General features: G+C 34.9%; 16 protein-coding genes. All 16 read left to right on the plus strand.

What is annotated here, in order from left to right; genetic code table 11:
• The first annotated feature begins 5 nt into the window (after positions 1–5).
• Positions 6–1,445, plus strand: a complete 1,440-nt coding sequence (locus tag HMPREF2794_RS09920; RefSeq protein ID WP_070750310.1) for an NDP-hexose 2,3-dehydratase family protein — start codon at positions 6–8, stop codon at positions 1,443–1,445.
• Positions 1,446–1,455: 10 nt separating this feature from the next.
• Complete coding sequence (locus HMPREF2794_RS09925) at positions 1,456–2,484, plus strand: Gfo/Idh/MocA family protein (RefSeq protein WP_070750311.1); 1,029 nt, start codon at positions 1,456–1,458, stop codon at positions 2,482–2,484.
• A gap of 9 nt (positions 2,485–2,493) precedes the next feature.
• Positions 2,494–3,966 carry an O-antigen translocase gene (locus HMPREF2794_RS09930; RefSeq protein ID WP_070750312.1) on the plus strand — a complete coding sequence of 491 codons (1,473 nt, stop codon included), beginning with the start codon at positions 2,494–2,496 and terminating at the stop codon, positions 3,964–3,966.
• The gene (locus tag HMPREF2794_RS09935) at positions 3,963–5,180 is read left to right on the plus strand and encodes a glycosyltransferase (RefSeq protein WP_070751428.1); all 1,218 of its coding nucleotides are present in this window, start codon (positions 3,963–3,965) and stop codon (positions 5,178–5,180) included. Before HMPREF2794_RS09930 ends, HMPREF2794_RS09935 begins: the two co-directional genes overlap by 4 nt.
• Complete coding sequence (rfbF, locus tag HMPREF2794_RS09940; protein ID WP_070751429.1) at positions 5,177–5,989, plus strand: glucose-1-phosphate cytidylyltransferase; 813 nt, start codon at positions 5,177–5,179, stop codon at positions 5,987–5,989. Before HMPREF2794_RS09935 ends, rfbF begins: the two co-directional genes overlap by 4 nt.
• A 206-nt stretch (positions 5,990–6,195) precedes the next feature.
• Positions 6,196–7,263 carry a CDP-glucose 4,6-dehydratase gene (gene rfbG / locus HMPREF2794_RS09945; RefSeq protein WP_070750315.1) on the plus strand — a complete coding sequence of 356 codons (1,068 nt, stop codon included), beginning with the start codon at positions 6,196–6,198 and terminating at the stop codon, positions 7,261–7,263.
• Between the two features lie 942 nt (positions 7,264–8,205).
• Complete coding sequence (locus HMPREF2794_RS09950; protein ID WP_070751430.1) at positions 8,206–9,117, plus strand: NAD-dependent epimerase/dehydratase family protein; 912 nt, start codon at positions 8,206–8,208, stop codon at positions 9,115–9,117.
• Positions 9,118–9,389: 272 nt separating this feature from the next.
• Positions 9,390–9,959: a dTDP-4-dehydrorhamnose 3,5-epimerase gene (gene rfbC / locus HMPREF2794_RS09955; RefSeq protein ID WP_070750318.1), complete on the plus strand. Its 570-nt coding sequence runs from the start codon at positions 9,390–9,392 to the stop codon at positions 9,957–9,959.
• A 2-nt stretch (positions 9,960–9,961) separates the two neighbouring features.
• Positions 9,962–10,831, plus strand: coding sequence for a glycosyltransferase family 2 protein (locus HMPREF2794_RS09960; RefSeq protein WP_070751431.1), 870 nt, complete (start codon positions 9,962–9,964; stop codon positions 10,829–10,831).
• A 184-nt stretch (positions 10,832–11,015) separates the two neighbouring features.
• Complete coding sequence (locus HMPREF2794_RS09965) at positions 11,016–12,086, plus strand: hypothetical protein (RefSeq protein ID WP_139147244.1); 1,071 nt, start codon at positions 11,016–11,018, stop codon at positions 12,084–12,086.
• 4 nt (positions 12,087–12,090) lie between these two features.
• Positions 12,091–13,164, plus strand: coding sequence for a glycosyltransferase (locus tag HMPREF2794_RS09970; protein WP_070751433.1), 1,074 nt, complete (start codon positions 12,091–12,093; stop codon positions 13,162–13,164).
• A 438-nt stretch (positions 13,165–13,602) separates the two neighbouring features.
• Entirely contained in the window at positions 13,603–14,307 is a 705-nt protein-coding gene (locus tag HMPREF2794_RS09975) for an acyltransferase (protein WP_070751434.1), read from the plus strand.
• 11 nt (positions 14,308–14,318) lie between these two features.
• The gene (locus HMPREF2794_RS09980) at positions 14,319–14,981 is read left to right on the plus strand and encodes a glycosyltransferase family 2 protein (RefSeq protein WP_070751435.1); all 663 of its coding nucleotides are present in this window, start codon (positions 14,319–14,321) and stop codon (positions 14,979–14,981) included.
• Entirely contained in the window at positions 14,954–15,388 is a 435-nt protein-coding gene (locus HMPREF2794_RS09985; protein ID WP_139147245.1) for a hypothetical protein, read from the plus strand. The genes HMPREF2794_RS09980 and HMPREF2794_RS09985 overlap by 28 nt, the downstream gene beginning before the upstream one ends.
• Before the next feature lie 361 nt (positions 15,389–15,749).
• Positions 15,750–16,037: a hypothetical protein gene (locus HMPREF2794_RS09990; RefSeq protein WP_139147246.1), complete on the plus strand. Its 288-nt coding sequence runs from the start codon at positions 15,750–15,752 to the stop codon at positions 16,035–16,037.
• A 360-nt stretch (positions 16,038–16,397) separates the two neighbouring features.
• Positions 16,398–17,372 carry an SDR family oxidoreductase gene (locus HMPREF2794_RS10000; RefSeq protein WP_070751439.1) on the plus strand — a complete coding sequence of 325 codons (975 nt, stop codon included), beginning with the start codon at positions 16,398–16,400 and terminating at the stop codon, positions 17,370–17,372.
• The last annotated feature ends 24 nt before the right edge of the window (positions 17,373–17,396 follow it).

Consider the following 17,396-nt stretch of genomic DNA (forward strand, 5'->3'; position numbering starts at 1 on the left):
ACTCTATGAAAACAAGAAATATAGAGGACGTGCAATTAGATTTCCTTATTTCAGCGCTTAGCCATGGTAATTTCATCAGTACTACTGATATTCTTATGTGGATGAAGCAACAGAATGAAGATGTTGTTAGTAATATCAAGCAGATTCCAATCGAACAACTTAAAGGGTGGAACTATCGTGATGATCGTATTTGCCATGATAGCGGTAAATTCTTTAGTATTGATGGTATTCACATCATGACTAATTATCGTAATGTACCAGAATGGGATCAACCTATTATCAATCAACCTGAAATTGGGTTTCTTGGCTTTATAGTAAAGAAGTTCAATGGGGTAATGCATTTTTTGATGCAGGCTAAAATTGAACCTGGAAACTTGAATATTGTTCAACTTTCCCCAACTCTTCAGGCTACAAGAAGTAATTATACACGTGTCCATGGAGGTAAATCTCCTAATTATTTGGAGTATTTTAACGGTGAGAAAGAAGTATATGTATTGGTTGACCAATTGCAGTCAGAGCAAGGCGCTCGCTTCCTTCATAAGCGTAATAGAAATATTATTGTAGAGATTAATGAGGATGAAGAAATATCTGTAAAGGATGGTTTCATATGGGTATCTCTTGGTCAGATAAAAGAGTTACTACGTTATCCTAATGTTGTAAATATGGATAGCCGTACTGTTATCTCTTGCATTAAGTTTGGTAACTATTCAGAACAATCGCTTAAATTACTTTCTTCTGTGAAGAACATGTATGGAATTGAGAACGATAAACCTGATTCATTTCTGTATTCAGTTTTGAGTAGTGATAACCATCTTCACGAATTGCAAGATATTATCCAATGGATGACATCACTTAAATTTAAATACGAACTTGGTGTGAATTCTATCGGTATTTCGAAAATGAAGTATTGGGTTTATGACGGAAATGTTTTGCGTCATGAAGATAATAAGTATTTTGATGTGATTGGAGTACGAGTTGAAATTGGTAATCGTGAGGTCATATCTTGGGATCAGCCTATGGTACGATCTGCTCAGGAAGGACTCATGGGCTTTATCGTGAAGAAGATAAATGGTATTTATCATTTTTTGGTTCAGGCAAAATTAGAAGCGGGTAATTTTGATATAGTGGAAATGGCTCCAACAGTACAGTGTTTGACTGGAAACTACAGAAAAGGTAAGAACGAATATACTATACCTTATTTGGAACAGGTACTAAATGCGCCCAATGAGAATATTTGGTATAGCAGTTACCAGAGTGAAGAAGGTGGACGTTTCTTTCAAGAACAGAACTTCAACATAATTGTAGAGGTTGGTGACGAATTCCCTATAGAAGTAGAGGAAAACTACTGTTGGATGACGCTCAACCAGATGCTTTCATTTGTTACATATAATAATTACTTAAATATTGCAGCTCGCAGTCTCTTGTCTGCTGTCAGTTTCTATTAAAGATTAATATATGATTAAAATAGGCATTATTTGCCCCTCAGAAATAGCTTTACGTAGATTTATGCCAGCTCTCCAAAAAGTGCAGGGTGTGTTGTTTTCCGCTATAGGCATTGCCTCTCCTAAAGAATGGTTTGGGGATTTGGAGAATGTCACAGCTGAACAAATTGAAGAACAACAATTTCGAGAGTTTACTAAAGCTGGTGCTTTTGTTGATCAATATGGTGGTGAGATTATTGTGGGTTATGAAACGTTGGTATCATCTGATAAGATTGATGCGATTTATATTCCGCTCCCCCCAGCGTTACACTATAAATGGGCTAAATTAGCTCTTCAGAATGGTAAACATGTGTTTGTGGAGAAGCCTTCTACTACAACTTTGGCAGATACAAATGATTTGATTTCAATAGCTTCAAAAAAAGAACTTGTTTTGCATGAGAATTATATGTTTATTTATCACTCTCAGTTAGAAGAAATCCAGTCAGTAGTGAAGAAAGGTGAGATAGGAGAAGTGCGTTTGTACCGCATTACATTTGGCTTTCCCCAACGCGCAGCTAATGATTTTCGTTACAATAAAACATTGGGAGGTGGAGCGTTATTAGATGCAGGTGGTTACTGTTTGAAGTATGCTAATTGGCTTCTTGGAGGTGATGCCCATGTGATTTCAGCTCAAGCTAACTATTTAGAAGGTTTTGAGGTTGACATGTATGGTTCTGCTATTATGGCTGATTCTGATGGTCATATTGCACAACTTGCTTTCGGTATGGATAACGACTATCGTTGCGATATTGAGATTTGGGGGAGCAATGGAACCATCACCAGTGGTCGTATTTTGACTGCACCAGCGGGCTTTGTACCTACATACAGTATAAAGAAGAATCAAGATATTGAAATTCGTCAGCTTTCTGCAGACGATACATTCTTCAAATCAATTCAGCGATTTGTAGCTTGTATGGAGAATGCTAGTGTTCGTATAGAAGAGTACAATCTTTTAAAAAAGCAAGAAGAGCTAGTTGAAGAATTTAAATATTTGTGTAAATAAGGAAGGAGCATGTCCGATAGCAAACAGTCTACATATAGAAGTATTTTTAAAGCTACATCTTTATTTGGCGGGTTGCAATTATATCTGATTTTTATTAGTATAATTAAATCCAAGTTTATCGCTATTTTACTTGGTCCTTTAGGTGTTGGAATACAGGGACTTTTTCAGTCGGGTACTGAGGTCATTCGTACTTTAACTAATTTTGGATTATCTCAAAGTGCTGTCAGAGAAGTTTCTGAAGCTAATGGGAATAAAGATGAAGTGCGCATAAAGCTAGTTACTTCAGTCATCAATAAACTGGTTTGGATCACTGGACTCTTAGGCGCAATTTTGGTTTGTATACTGTCACCATATTTAAGCCAATCTTTATTTGGGAATTACGATTATACCGTTCCCTTTATACTTCTGTCTGTTACTCTGTTGTTAGAACAACTCTCAGCAGGTCAAAAAGTTATTCTTCAGGGGCTGAGAAAAATAAAAGAACTTGCAAAAGCATCAGCATGGGGTTCTACAGTAGGATTGTTGGTGTCAATTCCAATTTACTATTCATTTGGAGTGAAAGGTATTGTACCGACGTTAATATTAAGTTCTGTTACTACGTTTTTGCTTTCTTGGTTCTATGCAAGGCATTATATAAAAGCTTGTCCTAAAGTCACAATAAAGCAAACTGTTACTGAAGGTTGTTCAATGCTGACTATGGGTATAGCAATGAGTGTTAGTAATATTCTGATAACTGTTTGTGCTTTTGTATTAAGAGCTTTTATCAGTAATAACGGAGGAACAGAAATAGTAGGTTATTATACAGCAGGTTTTACTATAGTTACTACCTATTTTTCCATGATATTTAATGCCCTTGCTACAGATTATTATCCAAGACTTGCGGCCGTTAATTCTGATAATGTGAAATGCCGAAATTTATCTAACGAACAAGGGGAGATTGCTTCACTTATTATGGCTCCCTTATTATTAATATGTTTGGTATTTATGTCACTCATATTACAAATTTTGTATTCAGATAAGTTCTTAGAGGCTAATAATTTCGTAATTTGGGCAGTTGTAGGTATGCTTTTTAAACTTGCTTCTTGGCTTATTGCATTTCAGTTTATAGCAAAGAGTGAAACAAGAATTTATATAGTTAATGAAACACTTTTAAATTCGTATACTCTTGTTTTATCTCTATTAGGTTATAAATACTTTGGATTGGCAGGTTTGGGAGCAGCATATTCTTTGAGTAATTTATTATACTTTTTCCAAGTTTTTTGTATTGCAAAGGTCCGATATGGTTATTGCTTTAGCGTGAGTTTTAGAAAATTATTCACGGTGCAAAATCTAATGGTTCTAATGTGTTTTCTTTTTGTGTTGTGTAGTAATAAATTGTTGTCATATATACTCGGTTCTGTTTGTATATTGTGCTCAGGTATTTATTCATTTGTAGGTCTAGATAGAAGAATGGGAATTCGCAATTTATTAAAGAAGAAATGAAAGCGATGAAAAAGAAGGTTTTAATATATAGCGATTGTAATTTATTTGGTGGAAGTGAACATGTGATATATAACATCATTCGTAATCCGTATTTGAAGGAAAAATTCTCTTTTTCTTTCTTATACAGATATAGCAAACTATATCAAGATAAAGTGATCGAACTAAGCTACAGTCAATATTGTGATAATTTGTATTCAATACATCTGTTAACAAACTATACAATATATAGATATTTAAAATCGAAAATCACTATTCGTATAATTAGAAGGATTCTTTTCTTGCCGTTTTATATTTTAGAGATTGTAGGTTTTTATAAATTCATTAATCGTATAATCATAGATATATTCATCAAAAAACACCATGACTATGCGATAGTGCATATAAATAATGGTGGTTATCCTGGTGCATATTCTTGTCTGCAGTTTGCACTAGGATTAAGAAAGTATCCTAAAATTAGAACTATTATGCAGGTCAATAATTTGGCGCAATCAGGTTATGAAAAAATTGATGGTAGAGTATGTTCTTCTGTTGATCAATTTATAACAGCTTCCCAAAATGCACGTAAGGCACTTCTTTTAAAACGGAAAATAAAACCTTCAAAGGTTACTACACTATCAAATTACGTTGAAGATGTATCTATTCAATATGGCAAAGGATGCAAAGAAGATTTAAATGATGGTACAATCACTATTCTTCAAGTTGCATTGCTTCAAGAACGTAAAGGGCAGAAGTATTTAATTGATGCATTGAAAATTCTAAATGCTAATTCTTCTGTTAAATATCATTTGTTACTTATAGGCAATGGTGAATGTTATAATGAAATAAAACAATATATTAAATTGCAGGGTGTTGAAGCTTGTGTACAATTACTTGGTTATAGAGATGATTATCTTGATTATGTAAATAAGGCAGATGTCATAGCTTTGCCATCAATTAAGGATGAAGATATGCCTCTAATAATACTTTCTTCTATGGCATTATCGAAAGCTATTGTATCAACTGATATAGGCGGTATTCCTGAAGAGATTATCGATGGAGTATCAGGCATTTTAGTTAGTCCAAAAGAAGACGGTTTTTCTTATCGACTGGCAGATGCAATCAAAAAGGCCTATAAAGAAAGAAAAGTGATAGGGGAAAATGCTCGTCGTAGGTATGAAGAATGTTTTAGTGCACAATCATATGCAAAGAATATAGTAAGATTATATAACGAATGAAAGTAGTTTTATTAGCCGGAGGCTTTGGCTCTCGCATATCTGAGGAATCTCAGTTTAAACCAAAACCAATGATTGAAATTGGTGGTATGCCAATTTTGTGGCATATCATGAAGGAGTATGCATATTATGGTCATACTGAGTTTATTATATGTGCCGGTTACAAGCAGGAGTATATTAAGGAGTGGTTTGCTAACTACTATCTCCATAACTCAGATGTAAGTTTTGACTTTCGTGAAGGCAAGAATGATATAACTATTCATCACACTAATTTGGAACCATGGAAAGTGACAGTTGTAGATACTGGTTACAACACTATGACTGGAGGTAGAATCAAGCGCATACAAGAGTATGTGGGTAATGAGCCTTTCTTGATGACTTATGGTGATGGTGTGTGTGATGTGGAAATTGATAAGTTGATAGATTTTCATAAGTCCCATGGCAAATTAGCTACTCTTACTGCTGTAAAGATGGTACAAGATAAAGGAGTGCTTGATATTACCCATGATCAGGCTGTTCGTGCGTTCCGCGAAAAGAATTCTGTTGACGGTTCTCCTATCAATGCTGGTTACATGGTATTGCAGCCAGAGGTATTCGAACTTTTGGATGATGATTCTTGTGTATTTGAGAAAAATGTACTAGTGGAGCTTGCTAACAAAGGTGAGTTAATGTCCTATATCCATACAGGTTTTTGGCAGTGTATGGATAACGTTCGTGAAAAGTCAATACTTGAAAAGTTATTGGCAGAGGATAAAGCTCCTTGGAAACGTTGGGAGCGTTCTGTACCTAAGATACCTGAATATGCTAAATAATTTTAATATCAATATTGACCTCTATAAAGTTAATAGACTTGATGGAGGTCAATATTGAGAGGTTTAGCAACAATATCGGTTGTCATTTTCACGCTATTTGTTTTTATGGTGAAATCTCTTTTTAGGTAACCATCGTTGTTGGCTACGAAAAGTGTGCAACGTGTCAGAATCATTAGTTGCCAGTTTAATAAATACTATGTTAAGATATGGAGAATATACTAGATTTTTACAAAGATAAACGAGTTTTCCTAACAGGACATACCGGTTTTAAAGGAAGCTGGATGTGCAAAATGTTTACCAACGCAGGTGCTATCGTTACTGGCTATTCGTTAGAAGCTCCTACAGATCCGTCTCTCTTTAAAATCGCTGACATTGAGAGTGATATAAAAAGTGTGATTGGTGACATTCGCGATATGGTAGCTTTAAAGAAGGCATTCGATGAGACTCAGCCTGAGATTGTTTTTCATCTAGCTGCACAGCCTATTGTACGAAACTCTTACGAAAATCCGGCCTATACTTACGAGACTAACGTAATGGGTACAGTTAATATCTTGGAGTGTGTCCGTCAGTCGAGTTGCGTAAAGTCATTTTTAAACGTTACTACCGATAAAGTTTACTTAAATAAGGAGTGGAATTGGGGTTATCGTGAAAATGAAGAGTTGGATGGCTATGATCCATATTCTAATTCGAAATCTTGCTCTGAACTGGTGACACATTCATACAAGCGTTCGTTTTTTACTGATAAGGATGGCAAGGCAATTATTCCTATTTCAACTGCACGTGCTGGTAATGTGATAGGAGGTGGTGATTTTGCTAATGATCGTATTATTCCTGATTGTATTCGTGCAGCAACTAAGCATGAAGATATCATAGTTCGTAACCCATTCTCTACACGTCCATATCAACATGTTTTGGAGCCTCTGTATGCTTACCTTTTAATTGCTAAGAAGCAGTATGAGGATAGCTCGTATGCCGCTTATTACAATGTGGGTCCAGATGATGTTGACTGCTTCCAGACAGGTGCTTTGGTTGACCTTTTTGTGAATACGTGGGGGGAAGGTATGAAGTGGGTGAACAAATATGATAGTGGTCCTCATGAGGCTAATTTTCTAAAACTGGATTGCTCTAAACTCAAATCAACCTTTGGTTGGACTCCTCGTTGGAACCTGGATAAGGCCATGGAGAAGATTGTGGAATGGAGCAAGATTTGGTTATCCGGTGGTGATGTGCGTGCTTGTATGGATAGACAGATTATAGAATTTCTTCAGAGGTAAGTTATGAATAGGGATTATTCGCTTGATTTTTTAGCTGGTATTCTGCTTCTTCAGATAATTTACAACCATTGTTGCTCTATAAGTAAATCTGTCAGCATAGATCTTTCATTTTTAGCTTTTTATATGCCTTGTTTTTTTTATAAAGGAGGAATGTTTTTTAAAACTTTAGAAAGTGAACAAATGTTAATGGTAGGGTAAAAGGTTACTACTGCCTTTTATGAAATACTCCATTATAGGGTTAAGCATAGATTTTATATTATCGTAGTTAAAGGATGTGTCAGTTTTGGATTTCTCGTTACGTCAAGTCAAATATATCCTGCTACAAGGATCATTCTTTGGTAATTTACCTCTATGGTTTCTTCCTGCATTATTGGGTGCAAGGCTTCTATCAAATTATTTTGTTAACCATAAATGGAATATGATCCTTAATGTAACATTGTTGTATACAGTTTCGATATTATTGAATTACATTCAAGTAAATGTCACATCTTATATTCCCTATATGGTATGTACTATTTGTACAGGTACAATGTTCTTCCTGTTGGGGGGCTGAAAGACATTCAATATGACAGGCATATATTTTTGATCTCTGGGTTTGTTTATATCACGTTTTTATATTTTGACATTCCTATTATAGATATGCGTACTAATTTGACTGTCCATGTTTTTTATTGCCTATGGCTTCCATTTTCGGTTAGCGGCTGTCTGTTTTTTAACAATATAGTACACCATATATCAGTTAGATTTATAGAAAGTGAATATAATCTATTTACTTGTGTAGGCACTAATTCTATGACGTATTATGTGTGGCATTGGATTTTCTTATTACCTGCAAATTATCTGTTAATCAATATTATTCATGTTCCGAAAGAGTATTGTTTACTATCTACTTTAATGATAGTGGTACTATGCCTCTTTCTTGTAAGAAAAAAGACGATATAAATGGAAAAAGTAATAATCACAGGTGCTGACGGTTTTGTTGGCAGTTATACGGTAAAACATTTTTTGAATGAGGGTAAGGTCGTTCTTGCTTTGGATATGGGCTCTGTTGCTCGCAGATTGGAGGCTCATCCCAATCTTACCTATATGCAGTGTGACATCACCAATACGCAGGCAATACTCGAGAATATTGAGCATGACGTGTATGATACCTTCATTCACTTTGCCTGGGCCGGATCAGCTGGTGAGGCTCGTATCGATTACAATCTTCAGATGCAGAATGCGCTCAATACAGTAGAGTGTATGAAGTCTGCAAAAGGGCTGGGTTGTAGCCGTTTTGTATGTGCTGGTTCTATTATGGAGTATGAAGTTGAAGCTGCTATCCATACTCAAGGAAGTAAACCGGGAATGGGGTATATCTATGGAATGGCTAAACACATTGCTCACTGCATGTGTAAATCTGTTGCTGTAAATATCGGTATTGACCTTCTTTGGCCCATGATTACCAATGCTTATGGGGTAGGTGAGTTCTCCCCACGTTTTGTGAATACTACACTTCGTAAGATTATCAACGGAGAACCTCTTCAGTTTACTGCAGCTACCCAAAACTATGATTTTGTTTATGTGAGTGACGTGGCAAAAGCTTTCTATTTGGTAGCAGAAAAGGGTAAACCATTCTGTGAGTATATGATTGGTTCGGGTGATGCTAAACCATTGAAGAATTTTATACTTGAGATGGTGGTAAGCTGTGGTCCCGAAAGTACCCCTTTGTTTGGCGATATTCCTTTCACAGGTACTAACATGTCATTGAGTACATTTTCAATCGAAGCAATTAAGAACGATTGTGGCTTTGTGCCGGACGTAACCTTTGGTGAGGGAACCAAGATGACCATGGATTGGCTGAAAACTATTTAAAATATTTATCATGATCTCTATATGGTATCACAACTGTTTAGCCGATATTTGTCGTTCGGGCTCTATTGACTCTTGTATTTGCGACACATCTAATATACAGTCTTCCTGCATTTTAAAAATCTTAAATATTTTATTGCTGTTAGATTTTCAATGGATGGGTGTAGTTAGATATTTAGGATGTACTGTTTCACCTATTTTATCTGTGTGATTTATACCGATTATTAAATAAGTTGGTACCGAGGCTTTCTCAGCGTTGGTCGGAAAACGTTAATATGATAAAAAAAATCAATTTTGAAGAACTGGATTTGAAGGGAGCCTTCAAGATTCAGCCTTTTTATGCCACCGACGAGAGAGGTGGTTTTGTAAAAGATTACAATATAGATGTGTTCAAGTCTAACGGCATTGAGCATGAACTGAAAGAAGTGTTCTATACCATCAGTAAGAGAGGTGTGGTTCGTGCTACGCACTTCCAACTTGTGAAACAGCAGGCAAAACTCGTTCGTTGCATCAGTGGTCATGTTTATGATGTGATTGTGGACTTGCGCCCGGATTCTCCCACATTGGGTCAATGGAGAGGTTTTGATCTTACAGGTGAGAACCAAGTTGAGCTTTATATTCCTCAGTACTTCGGGCACGGTTATCTTGTATTGGAAGATTCAGTGGTGAGTTATAAGTGTGGTGAAGTATTTTATGGTGAAGGTGATTCTGGTATAATGTATAATGACCTGGATATTAATATTAAATGGCCGTTTGAGAAGATTGGAGGTATTGAGAACCTGATAATCTCAGATAAAGATAAGAATCTGATGAGTTTTAAGGAGTATATTAAGAGGGTGAAGTAAGTATGGTTTCAATAATTACAAATTGCTACAATGGAGAGGCGTTCTTGAATGAAACCATTCAATCTGTTTTAAGCCAAACATATGCAGATTGGGAATATTTGCTTTTCGATAACTGCTCTACAGATAAATCTGCAGAGATATTCAAATCATATAAGGATCCAAGATTTAAGTATTATCATAATGATCATACTGTACCTCTTGGACATGGAAGATATGAGGCAGTAAAGTTAGTGCATGGAGATTATGTTTGCTTTATCGATTCAGACGATCTTTGGCTTCCTGAGAACCTAGAAAAACAAGTAGCTGTAATGGAGCATGATTCATGTATAGGAGTTGTTTATACTGACTATCAAAAGTTTGGTGTAGATAATTCAATGAGAAGCACAAGTAAAAAAGGCTATCGAACAACCAGTGAAATGCTAGCATACTATGATTTAGGGCTTTCTTCCACCATGTTTAGAAGAGAACTCTTGCAGAAGTACAACATTAATATAAACAAATCATATCAGATTATTGCAGATTTTGATTTGTTTATTAGGCTTTCGCGCGTTTCAAAGTGCTATCATATTAAAGAAAACCTTGTTAAATATCGTACTCATGCAAAGAATTTGTCATCAACATATACAAAAACGCGACTAGAGTATAAGGATATATTGAAAAAGTTTGATGAGGAATTCTCGGATAAAGAAAAAAGTGAATGTAGAGAAGGGCTGAATAAATATAATGATGAATATGAAATTATGACTTTAGAAGATAATCTTAAGAATCATAATCATATGGAGGCATTTAAAGGTGTTTTTCAACTAAAATGCAGTCGCTCTTACTTATCTTGTTTGAAGAGATTTGCTTTATATCTTATAGGAAAATTGTAATTTCCATATGCTAATAAAGTATTTAATTAGTATAGCTTTAATGTTCGTTTATCTATTTTCGGTGAATGTTACATTTCTACCTTCATTGATATCAACAAGATGGTTCCTGGCACTGCCAGGAGCTTTCTTGATGCTTATCTACTATAAAAGTCTATACAAAAGAACTATTCATTATAAAAAGACAATGAATAGCTTTTGGAAAAGTTTGTGGCTTTTTTATTTTACAGTATTATGTTCAAGCATATTAAACGGTAGGTTTGATGGTTTTTACTCATCTTACCCAATTACGATATTATTAATCACCACTGCTAGTTTTTGTCTAATATACTTGCTGAATAAAATATGGAAAGGCGTTGACTTAAGGCGATATTTTTGGCTGCTTGTATTGACTTGTGTTGGTCATCAGTTATTATCTATAGCGATGTTTTTCTTTCCAGTAGTGAACGATGTGGTTTTCTCTATCATACAGCAATCTGCTTTGGAGGAACGAGCAAATGAACTTACAATACTAAATCGATTTCATACTGTAGGAATAGCTTATTTTGGTGCTGGAGCATTATATTCATATTGTATACTCCTAACAGTTATACTATCCCAACATAATTATAAATTTATCAAACGGTGGGTTATACCAATAATATTAGTCTTCCTTTTTGCTGTAGGTAGTGCAGTGTCACGTACTACTATGATGGGGCTTATTGTTGCATTGATGTATTTAGGATTGGTTATTTGGCAATCAAAGGGATCTCAAAGAATAATAAAGCTTGTAAAATATGTATTTGGTGGTGCCTTTGTCCTTTTACTAACTTTTATACTGTTTAATAAGTATATTGCTGATAATTTTTTGCTTGAATCCGTTATAGAACATGCATTTGAAGGGATATGTAATTTGTTTAACGATGGTAAATTCACTACGTCATCTTCAGAAAAAATGTTCGATGCATATATATGGCCTGACAATCTTTTGACATGGCTTATTGGTGATGCCAAACTTAAAGGAATAGATGAATTTTCGTATTATATGTTTACAGATATTGGTTGGTGTCGGTTAATTTTTGATTTTGGCTTAATAGGGACTATTGCATTTATCTTTATGCAGTGGAAACTATTAAAAGTAGTCTTTGTACAAAAGATCAACTATCTAATTGTTTTTGTTCTATTTTTATCTTTTCAATTTAAAGGAATTTCGGAATTAATCGTTTATTTTATGCCAGCCGCAATGGTATGGCTCTTTAAGGAACCATATAAAAAATAGATTTATGAGAATAGCAGTTTTTCTTACTTCTTATCAGATTGGCGGAGTTGAAAAAGTATTTTTCACGTTATTAAATGAGTGGGCTAAATTAGGTCATAACGTTTATGCTTATGTATTACGCAATGAAGGCGAATTTAATAGGGATGTCGATGCCCGAGTTTCTATAATTAATCTCAATTGCAATAACTTATGGAAATCTTGTTTTAAGGTTTCTAAATTGCTTCGTCAGCATAAAATTGAGTACTTTATGGTAGGTAAAGACATAGAAAATATGTTCTTTATAGCTATGAAGATGCTTACTCGCTGTCGTTGCAAAGTAATTATTTCGCAGCATAACTACTTCTATCAAAAAAATAAGGATAGGAAGTCTTTAAGAGAAGGATTTATATATTTGTTAATGAAGTTGTTATACCGTCATTCGGATTTTATCATCTGTGTTGCCAAAGGAATTGAACAGTATGTAATGACCTTAAATGTTGAAAAAAATCAAACTGCAGTTATTTATAATCCGATAGATATTGAAACAGTTGAAGAGGGTAGTAAGAAATTTATCATTGAATCAGGGAATTTTGTCAGTTTCTGCGGAAGATTAAGTCCCATTAAAAATATTGATTTGCTAATTAATGGCTTTGAAATATTTCTCAGAGAGTATCCTGACTATAAATTGCTTTTGATAGGAGGAGGAACTGAAGAAAGACATCTAAAACAACTGGTCAAAGAAAAAAAGTTAGATAGTTATGTTTTCTTTATTGGTAGTGTTCCTAATCCACATTGTTATGTAGCAAGATCTCAAGCTCTTGTGTTATCATCTTATTCTGAGGCTTTTCCCATGGTTATCTGTGAGGCTTTTGTGACAGGAACGACTGTTGTATCTACACCGTCTGGTGGTCCTAACGAGCTACTTGAAAACGGAAGAGGATATCTTTTAAAGAGCTTTCAAGATGCTGAAGAAATGGCTAAAACTATTGCTTATGCTTGTGAGCATCCTATAGATACTCAACTATTAAAGAACTATGTTAGAAGATTTGATATTTCGAAAGTCGCTCAACAATATATAGATATTTTTGCAAAAATATAATGTTGTTTTTATTTAAAATTCAACATGACTAAATATTCAATAATAATTCCTTTGGAAATGAAGAATAAGTCAGTTGTGGATTTACTTTATGGTGTGTTGTTAATGATGTGCAAAGTCGGCAAGCCAAGTGCTGAAATCATGAGTTATATTGAGCGGTATGAAAGTAAGTATTCTGAGTGGTGAAGGTATGAAATTATCCATTACTTATGGAAGCTCAAATAACTGTTTTACAATGATTTGAGTGGGTTTCAGACCAAGAATCTGATTGCTAGCTAAGATTCATTCTTTGATGATTAAGAGGGGGGAAGATGCAAAGTATTACCTGCATTTTATGTATCAACTGCTTGATATTCAATTATATTAATCGTGTTCTGTTCACTAGTTGTTCTTAATAAATAGATGAATTTTCCTTATATTGAATTATAATCATTAATTGTCATGAATAAAATTCCTTTTTTTCTGCGTTTATTTAATGCTGTGTATTTTCGTTTAGTAAGAGGAACCCTATTTTTTCCTAAATTTCTATCTTATAAAGGGGTAAAACTTGGGGAGCGTATATGGTGGGGGGACTTCAAAACCATTTCCATAGATTTTTCTAGACCATCGTTAGTGGAAATAGGCTCTGATGTAAGAATTAATACCGGTTTCACTTTGATGACACATGATGCCTCTAATATGGTTTTGAGAAAATTGTTTAATGATTTTGTTTGCAGTTCAGGGAAAGTGAAAATTGGTAATAATGTATATTTTGGTCGGTGGTGTACTGTTCTTAAAGGGGTTGAAATCGGTGATAATTGTATTATAGGATATGGGTCTATAGTTACAAAAAGTATACCTGCAAATAGCGTAGCAATTGGAAGACCTGCCAAGGTAATATGTACTATAGAGGAGTATTATAAGAAGCGAAAGGAGCAGTCTGTTCAAGAAGCATTGGATTATGCAGCTAGCATTCAGGAACGATTTAATCGGAAACCTCATATATATGAATTCTATGAAGAATTTCCCCTTTTTATGCAGGGTGATGAATTAGATGATAGATTGCCTATAAAGGAACAACTGAAAGAATCTTATCCATATTACAAGGAACATAATAAACCTATATTTAACGGCTTTGATGATTTCTTGATGAAGGCAGGCCTATAACAATTTTGAATATGTTAAATTATAAAAATTGCAAGACAGATGAAAACACATTGTTTTCATTTATTGTACCAGTCTACAATGCCTCGAAGTATTTAAAGAAATGTGTAGATAGTTTATTGTCGCAAACTTATAAGAACTGGGAAGCAATAATTGTAGATGATGGATCGCAAGATAATAGCTGGTGTATCATACAAGAATATGCTCAGAAAGATTGCCGAATTATTCCTTTTCATCAAAACAATACAGGAGCAGGTGCTGCCCGTAATAAGGCTATAGTAATGGCTAAGGGAGAATGGATTGTTTTTGTAGATGCCGATGATTATATCAGCAGTGACTACTTGTCATTATTGAGTGAAAAAACTAGTGGCAATGACTTGGTGTTTATTGATATTTTGAGGGTCTCTGAAGATGGAAAAACTATCGAAAAGCAATTTATGTCGAAGTATGCAGAATTATCAAAAGATTCTTTAATTCGTGGGCAAATAACGGGATATATTAATTGGGGGGGTGTAGAAAGTGTGTGCGGACAAGTTTATTGCATCAAAATGATATTAGATACTCTAATTTTAAAAATGGTGAAGAACTTATGTTTACATTTAAGGAGATGTTTTATTCTAAATCATATGCCTTTCTCGACACAAAACCTGTGTATTATTATGTTGAGCATCAAATGACTTTATCTTCTTTGCCACTTTCTGATCCTTTGGGTGATATTGTAGAGCCTCTTAAAGAATTAATAAAATCTGTACACTTGTATGATAGTTATGCAAATACAGTCAATGCTTTTAATGTATTTGCGGTTATTGTCTCTATTGATAGATTAACAGGTCTGTTTAGTGGTAAGGAATTAAAGAGAGAAGTATCTTCTAGGCTTAAAAAATATCATGCATCCTATGAGACCAATGCTGGTGTTGATAACAAGTACCTTGTCCTAAAAGCGAAAATATTTATACCTCTATTGAAATATAATATCTCATGGCCTATTATTTTAATTAGCCGTTTAAGACGATTTATATATGAACATAGAAAAAAAAATAAACTACCAACTGAACAAATTTCCATCAGTAAAGAGAATGATTAAACGAGTATATCAGTCTGTTTACTATGAAGTAAGTAAGAAAAAAATCAGAAGGAAATATCATTCGTATTTCGCCAAACGGTAAGAATTATGAGTATTTCTTTGCTTATCATGACAAGAACCTTTGGGATGCGACAGGTCATTACATTATTTGTATGCGAGCCAAGGATACTTGGAATGAACTAGATCCAGTTGGATCAGCTGATATTTTATTAATTAACATTTGAAGGTTAATAGCATACGTAAAATTACTACTACACATACATGGAACATTCAACAAGAGTGTATAGCACAGCGGCTGGATCTTGATTGCAAGAGGCATATTCTTTACAATGATATACGTCAGGGTAAATATTGCTTGATAGTGCTGAATATAGAAACAGGTGTTGAGAGTGTATTGCCAATGCTTGCATATACGGTTTCGGTAGATGGTAAGATAGCATTGTTACTTGATTTCTCTCGTTTATATAGTTTGCGCTTGGGGTATGGATATGCAGTTTTGCTAGAAACCATCAAAGGTGAAGCTCTTCCTAATAATACAGCTATTTGGCGAATGGATATTGAAATTGGAGAAGTTGTAGATATTCTTAAATACGTAGATTTTGCAAATTTCCAACCTCGCCTTTGGACGCAAATATGTAGAAGGCAATAGCTACTATTTGATGAAAGATAAAACTCAAGAGTGGAAACCCCTGTGGGCTCAGTAAAGTAATGCTGGCCATTCTAGTTACTACTCTGTAGATAAGAATTTGATTGTGATTGACTCATATTCAAACAGAGCTCGTATTGCAGTTGTAAAATTCTTAGGGATAATGCCCCTGAGGGCAAAAATATAAAAATAATAGCCCGTGTATTCGCTTTCTTTAAATACGATAATGATACTCATTGTGATTTGCGTCTTCGTTGGAGCAGAGATGGCAAGAAAGTTTGCTTCGATTCTATCTTTGAAGGGCATAGAGAGGTCTTTATGCAGTAGAACTTTAATCATGGAGAATAAAAAATAAAATATATTATGGCATATAAACATCTAAAATTTCCAGAGAACTCATTATTCTTGGTGACTGGAGCTGCAGGTTTCATTGGTAGTAATTTGTGCGAGGCAATCTTGAATATGGGGTATCGTGTCCGTGCATTGGATGATCTTTCAACTGGTAAGCAAAAGAATATCGAGTTGTTTATTGATAATCCTGGCTATGAGTTTATAAAGGGGGATATTAAAGACCTTGATATTTGCATGAAGGCTTGCGTAGGAGTGGATTATGTTCTCAATCAAGCTGCTTGGGGATCTGTTCCCCGCTCTATTGAAATGCCGTTATTCTATTCTTTGAACAATATTCAAGGTACACTTAATATGCTTGAGGCGGCTCGTCAACAAGGTGTGAAGAAGTTTGTGTATGCGTCAAGTTCTTCTGTCTATGGAGATGAGCCAAATCTTCCTAAAAGAGAGGGTATAGAAGGTAATCTCCTTTCTCCTTATGCCGTAAGCAAATGTTGCAATGAAGAGTGGGCAAAGCAGTACACAAAACATTATGGTCTTGATACCTATGGAATGCGTTACTTCAATGTGTTTGGTCGCAGACAAGATCCGGATGGAGCTTATGCAGCAGTTATTCCTAAGTTTATAAAGCAGTTGCTTAACGGTCAGGTATGCCGCATCAATGGTGATGGCAAGCAATCGCGTGATTTTACTTATGTTGAGAATGTAATAGAGGCTAACCTTAAGGCATGTCTCGCTCCAAGTGAAGCTGCCGGTCAAACTTTTAATATCGCATATGGTGGGCGTGAATATCTGATTGACATTTATTATGGCTTGACTAAAGCACTTGGTGTAAATATTGAGCCTGAATTCGGTCCAGATAGAGCAGGTGATATTAAGCACTCTAATGCGGATATCTCTAAGGCTAAAAAGCTCCTTGATTATGATCCGGACTGGAGTTTCGAGAAAGGTATAGCTGCAGCGATTGATTGGTATAAAGCAAATTTGTAATAAATAGTTTTAAGGCAATAAAAA

Origin of the sequence: Bacteroides sp. HMSC067B03, assembly GCF_001811315.1 — a bacterium.
Classification (GTDB): Bacteria; Bacteroidota; Bacteroidia; order Bacteroidales; family Bacteroidaceae; genus Bacteroides; species Bacteroides faecis.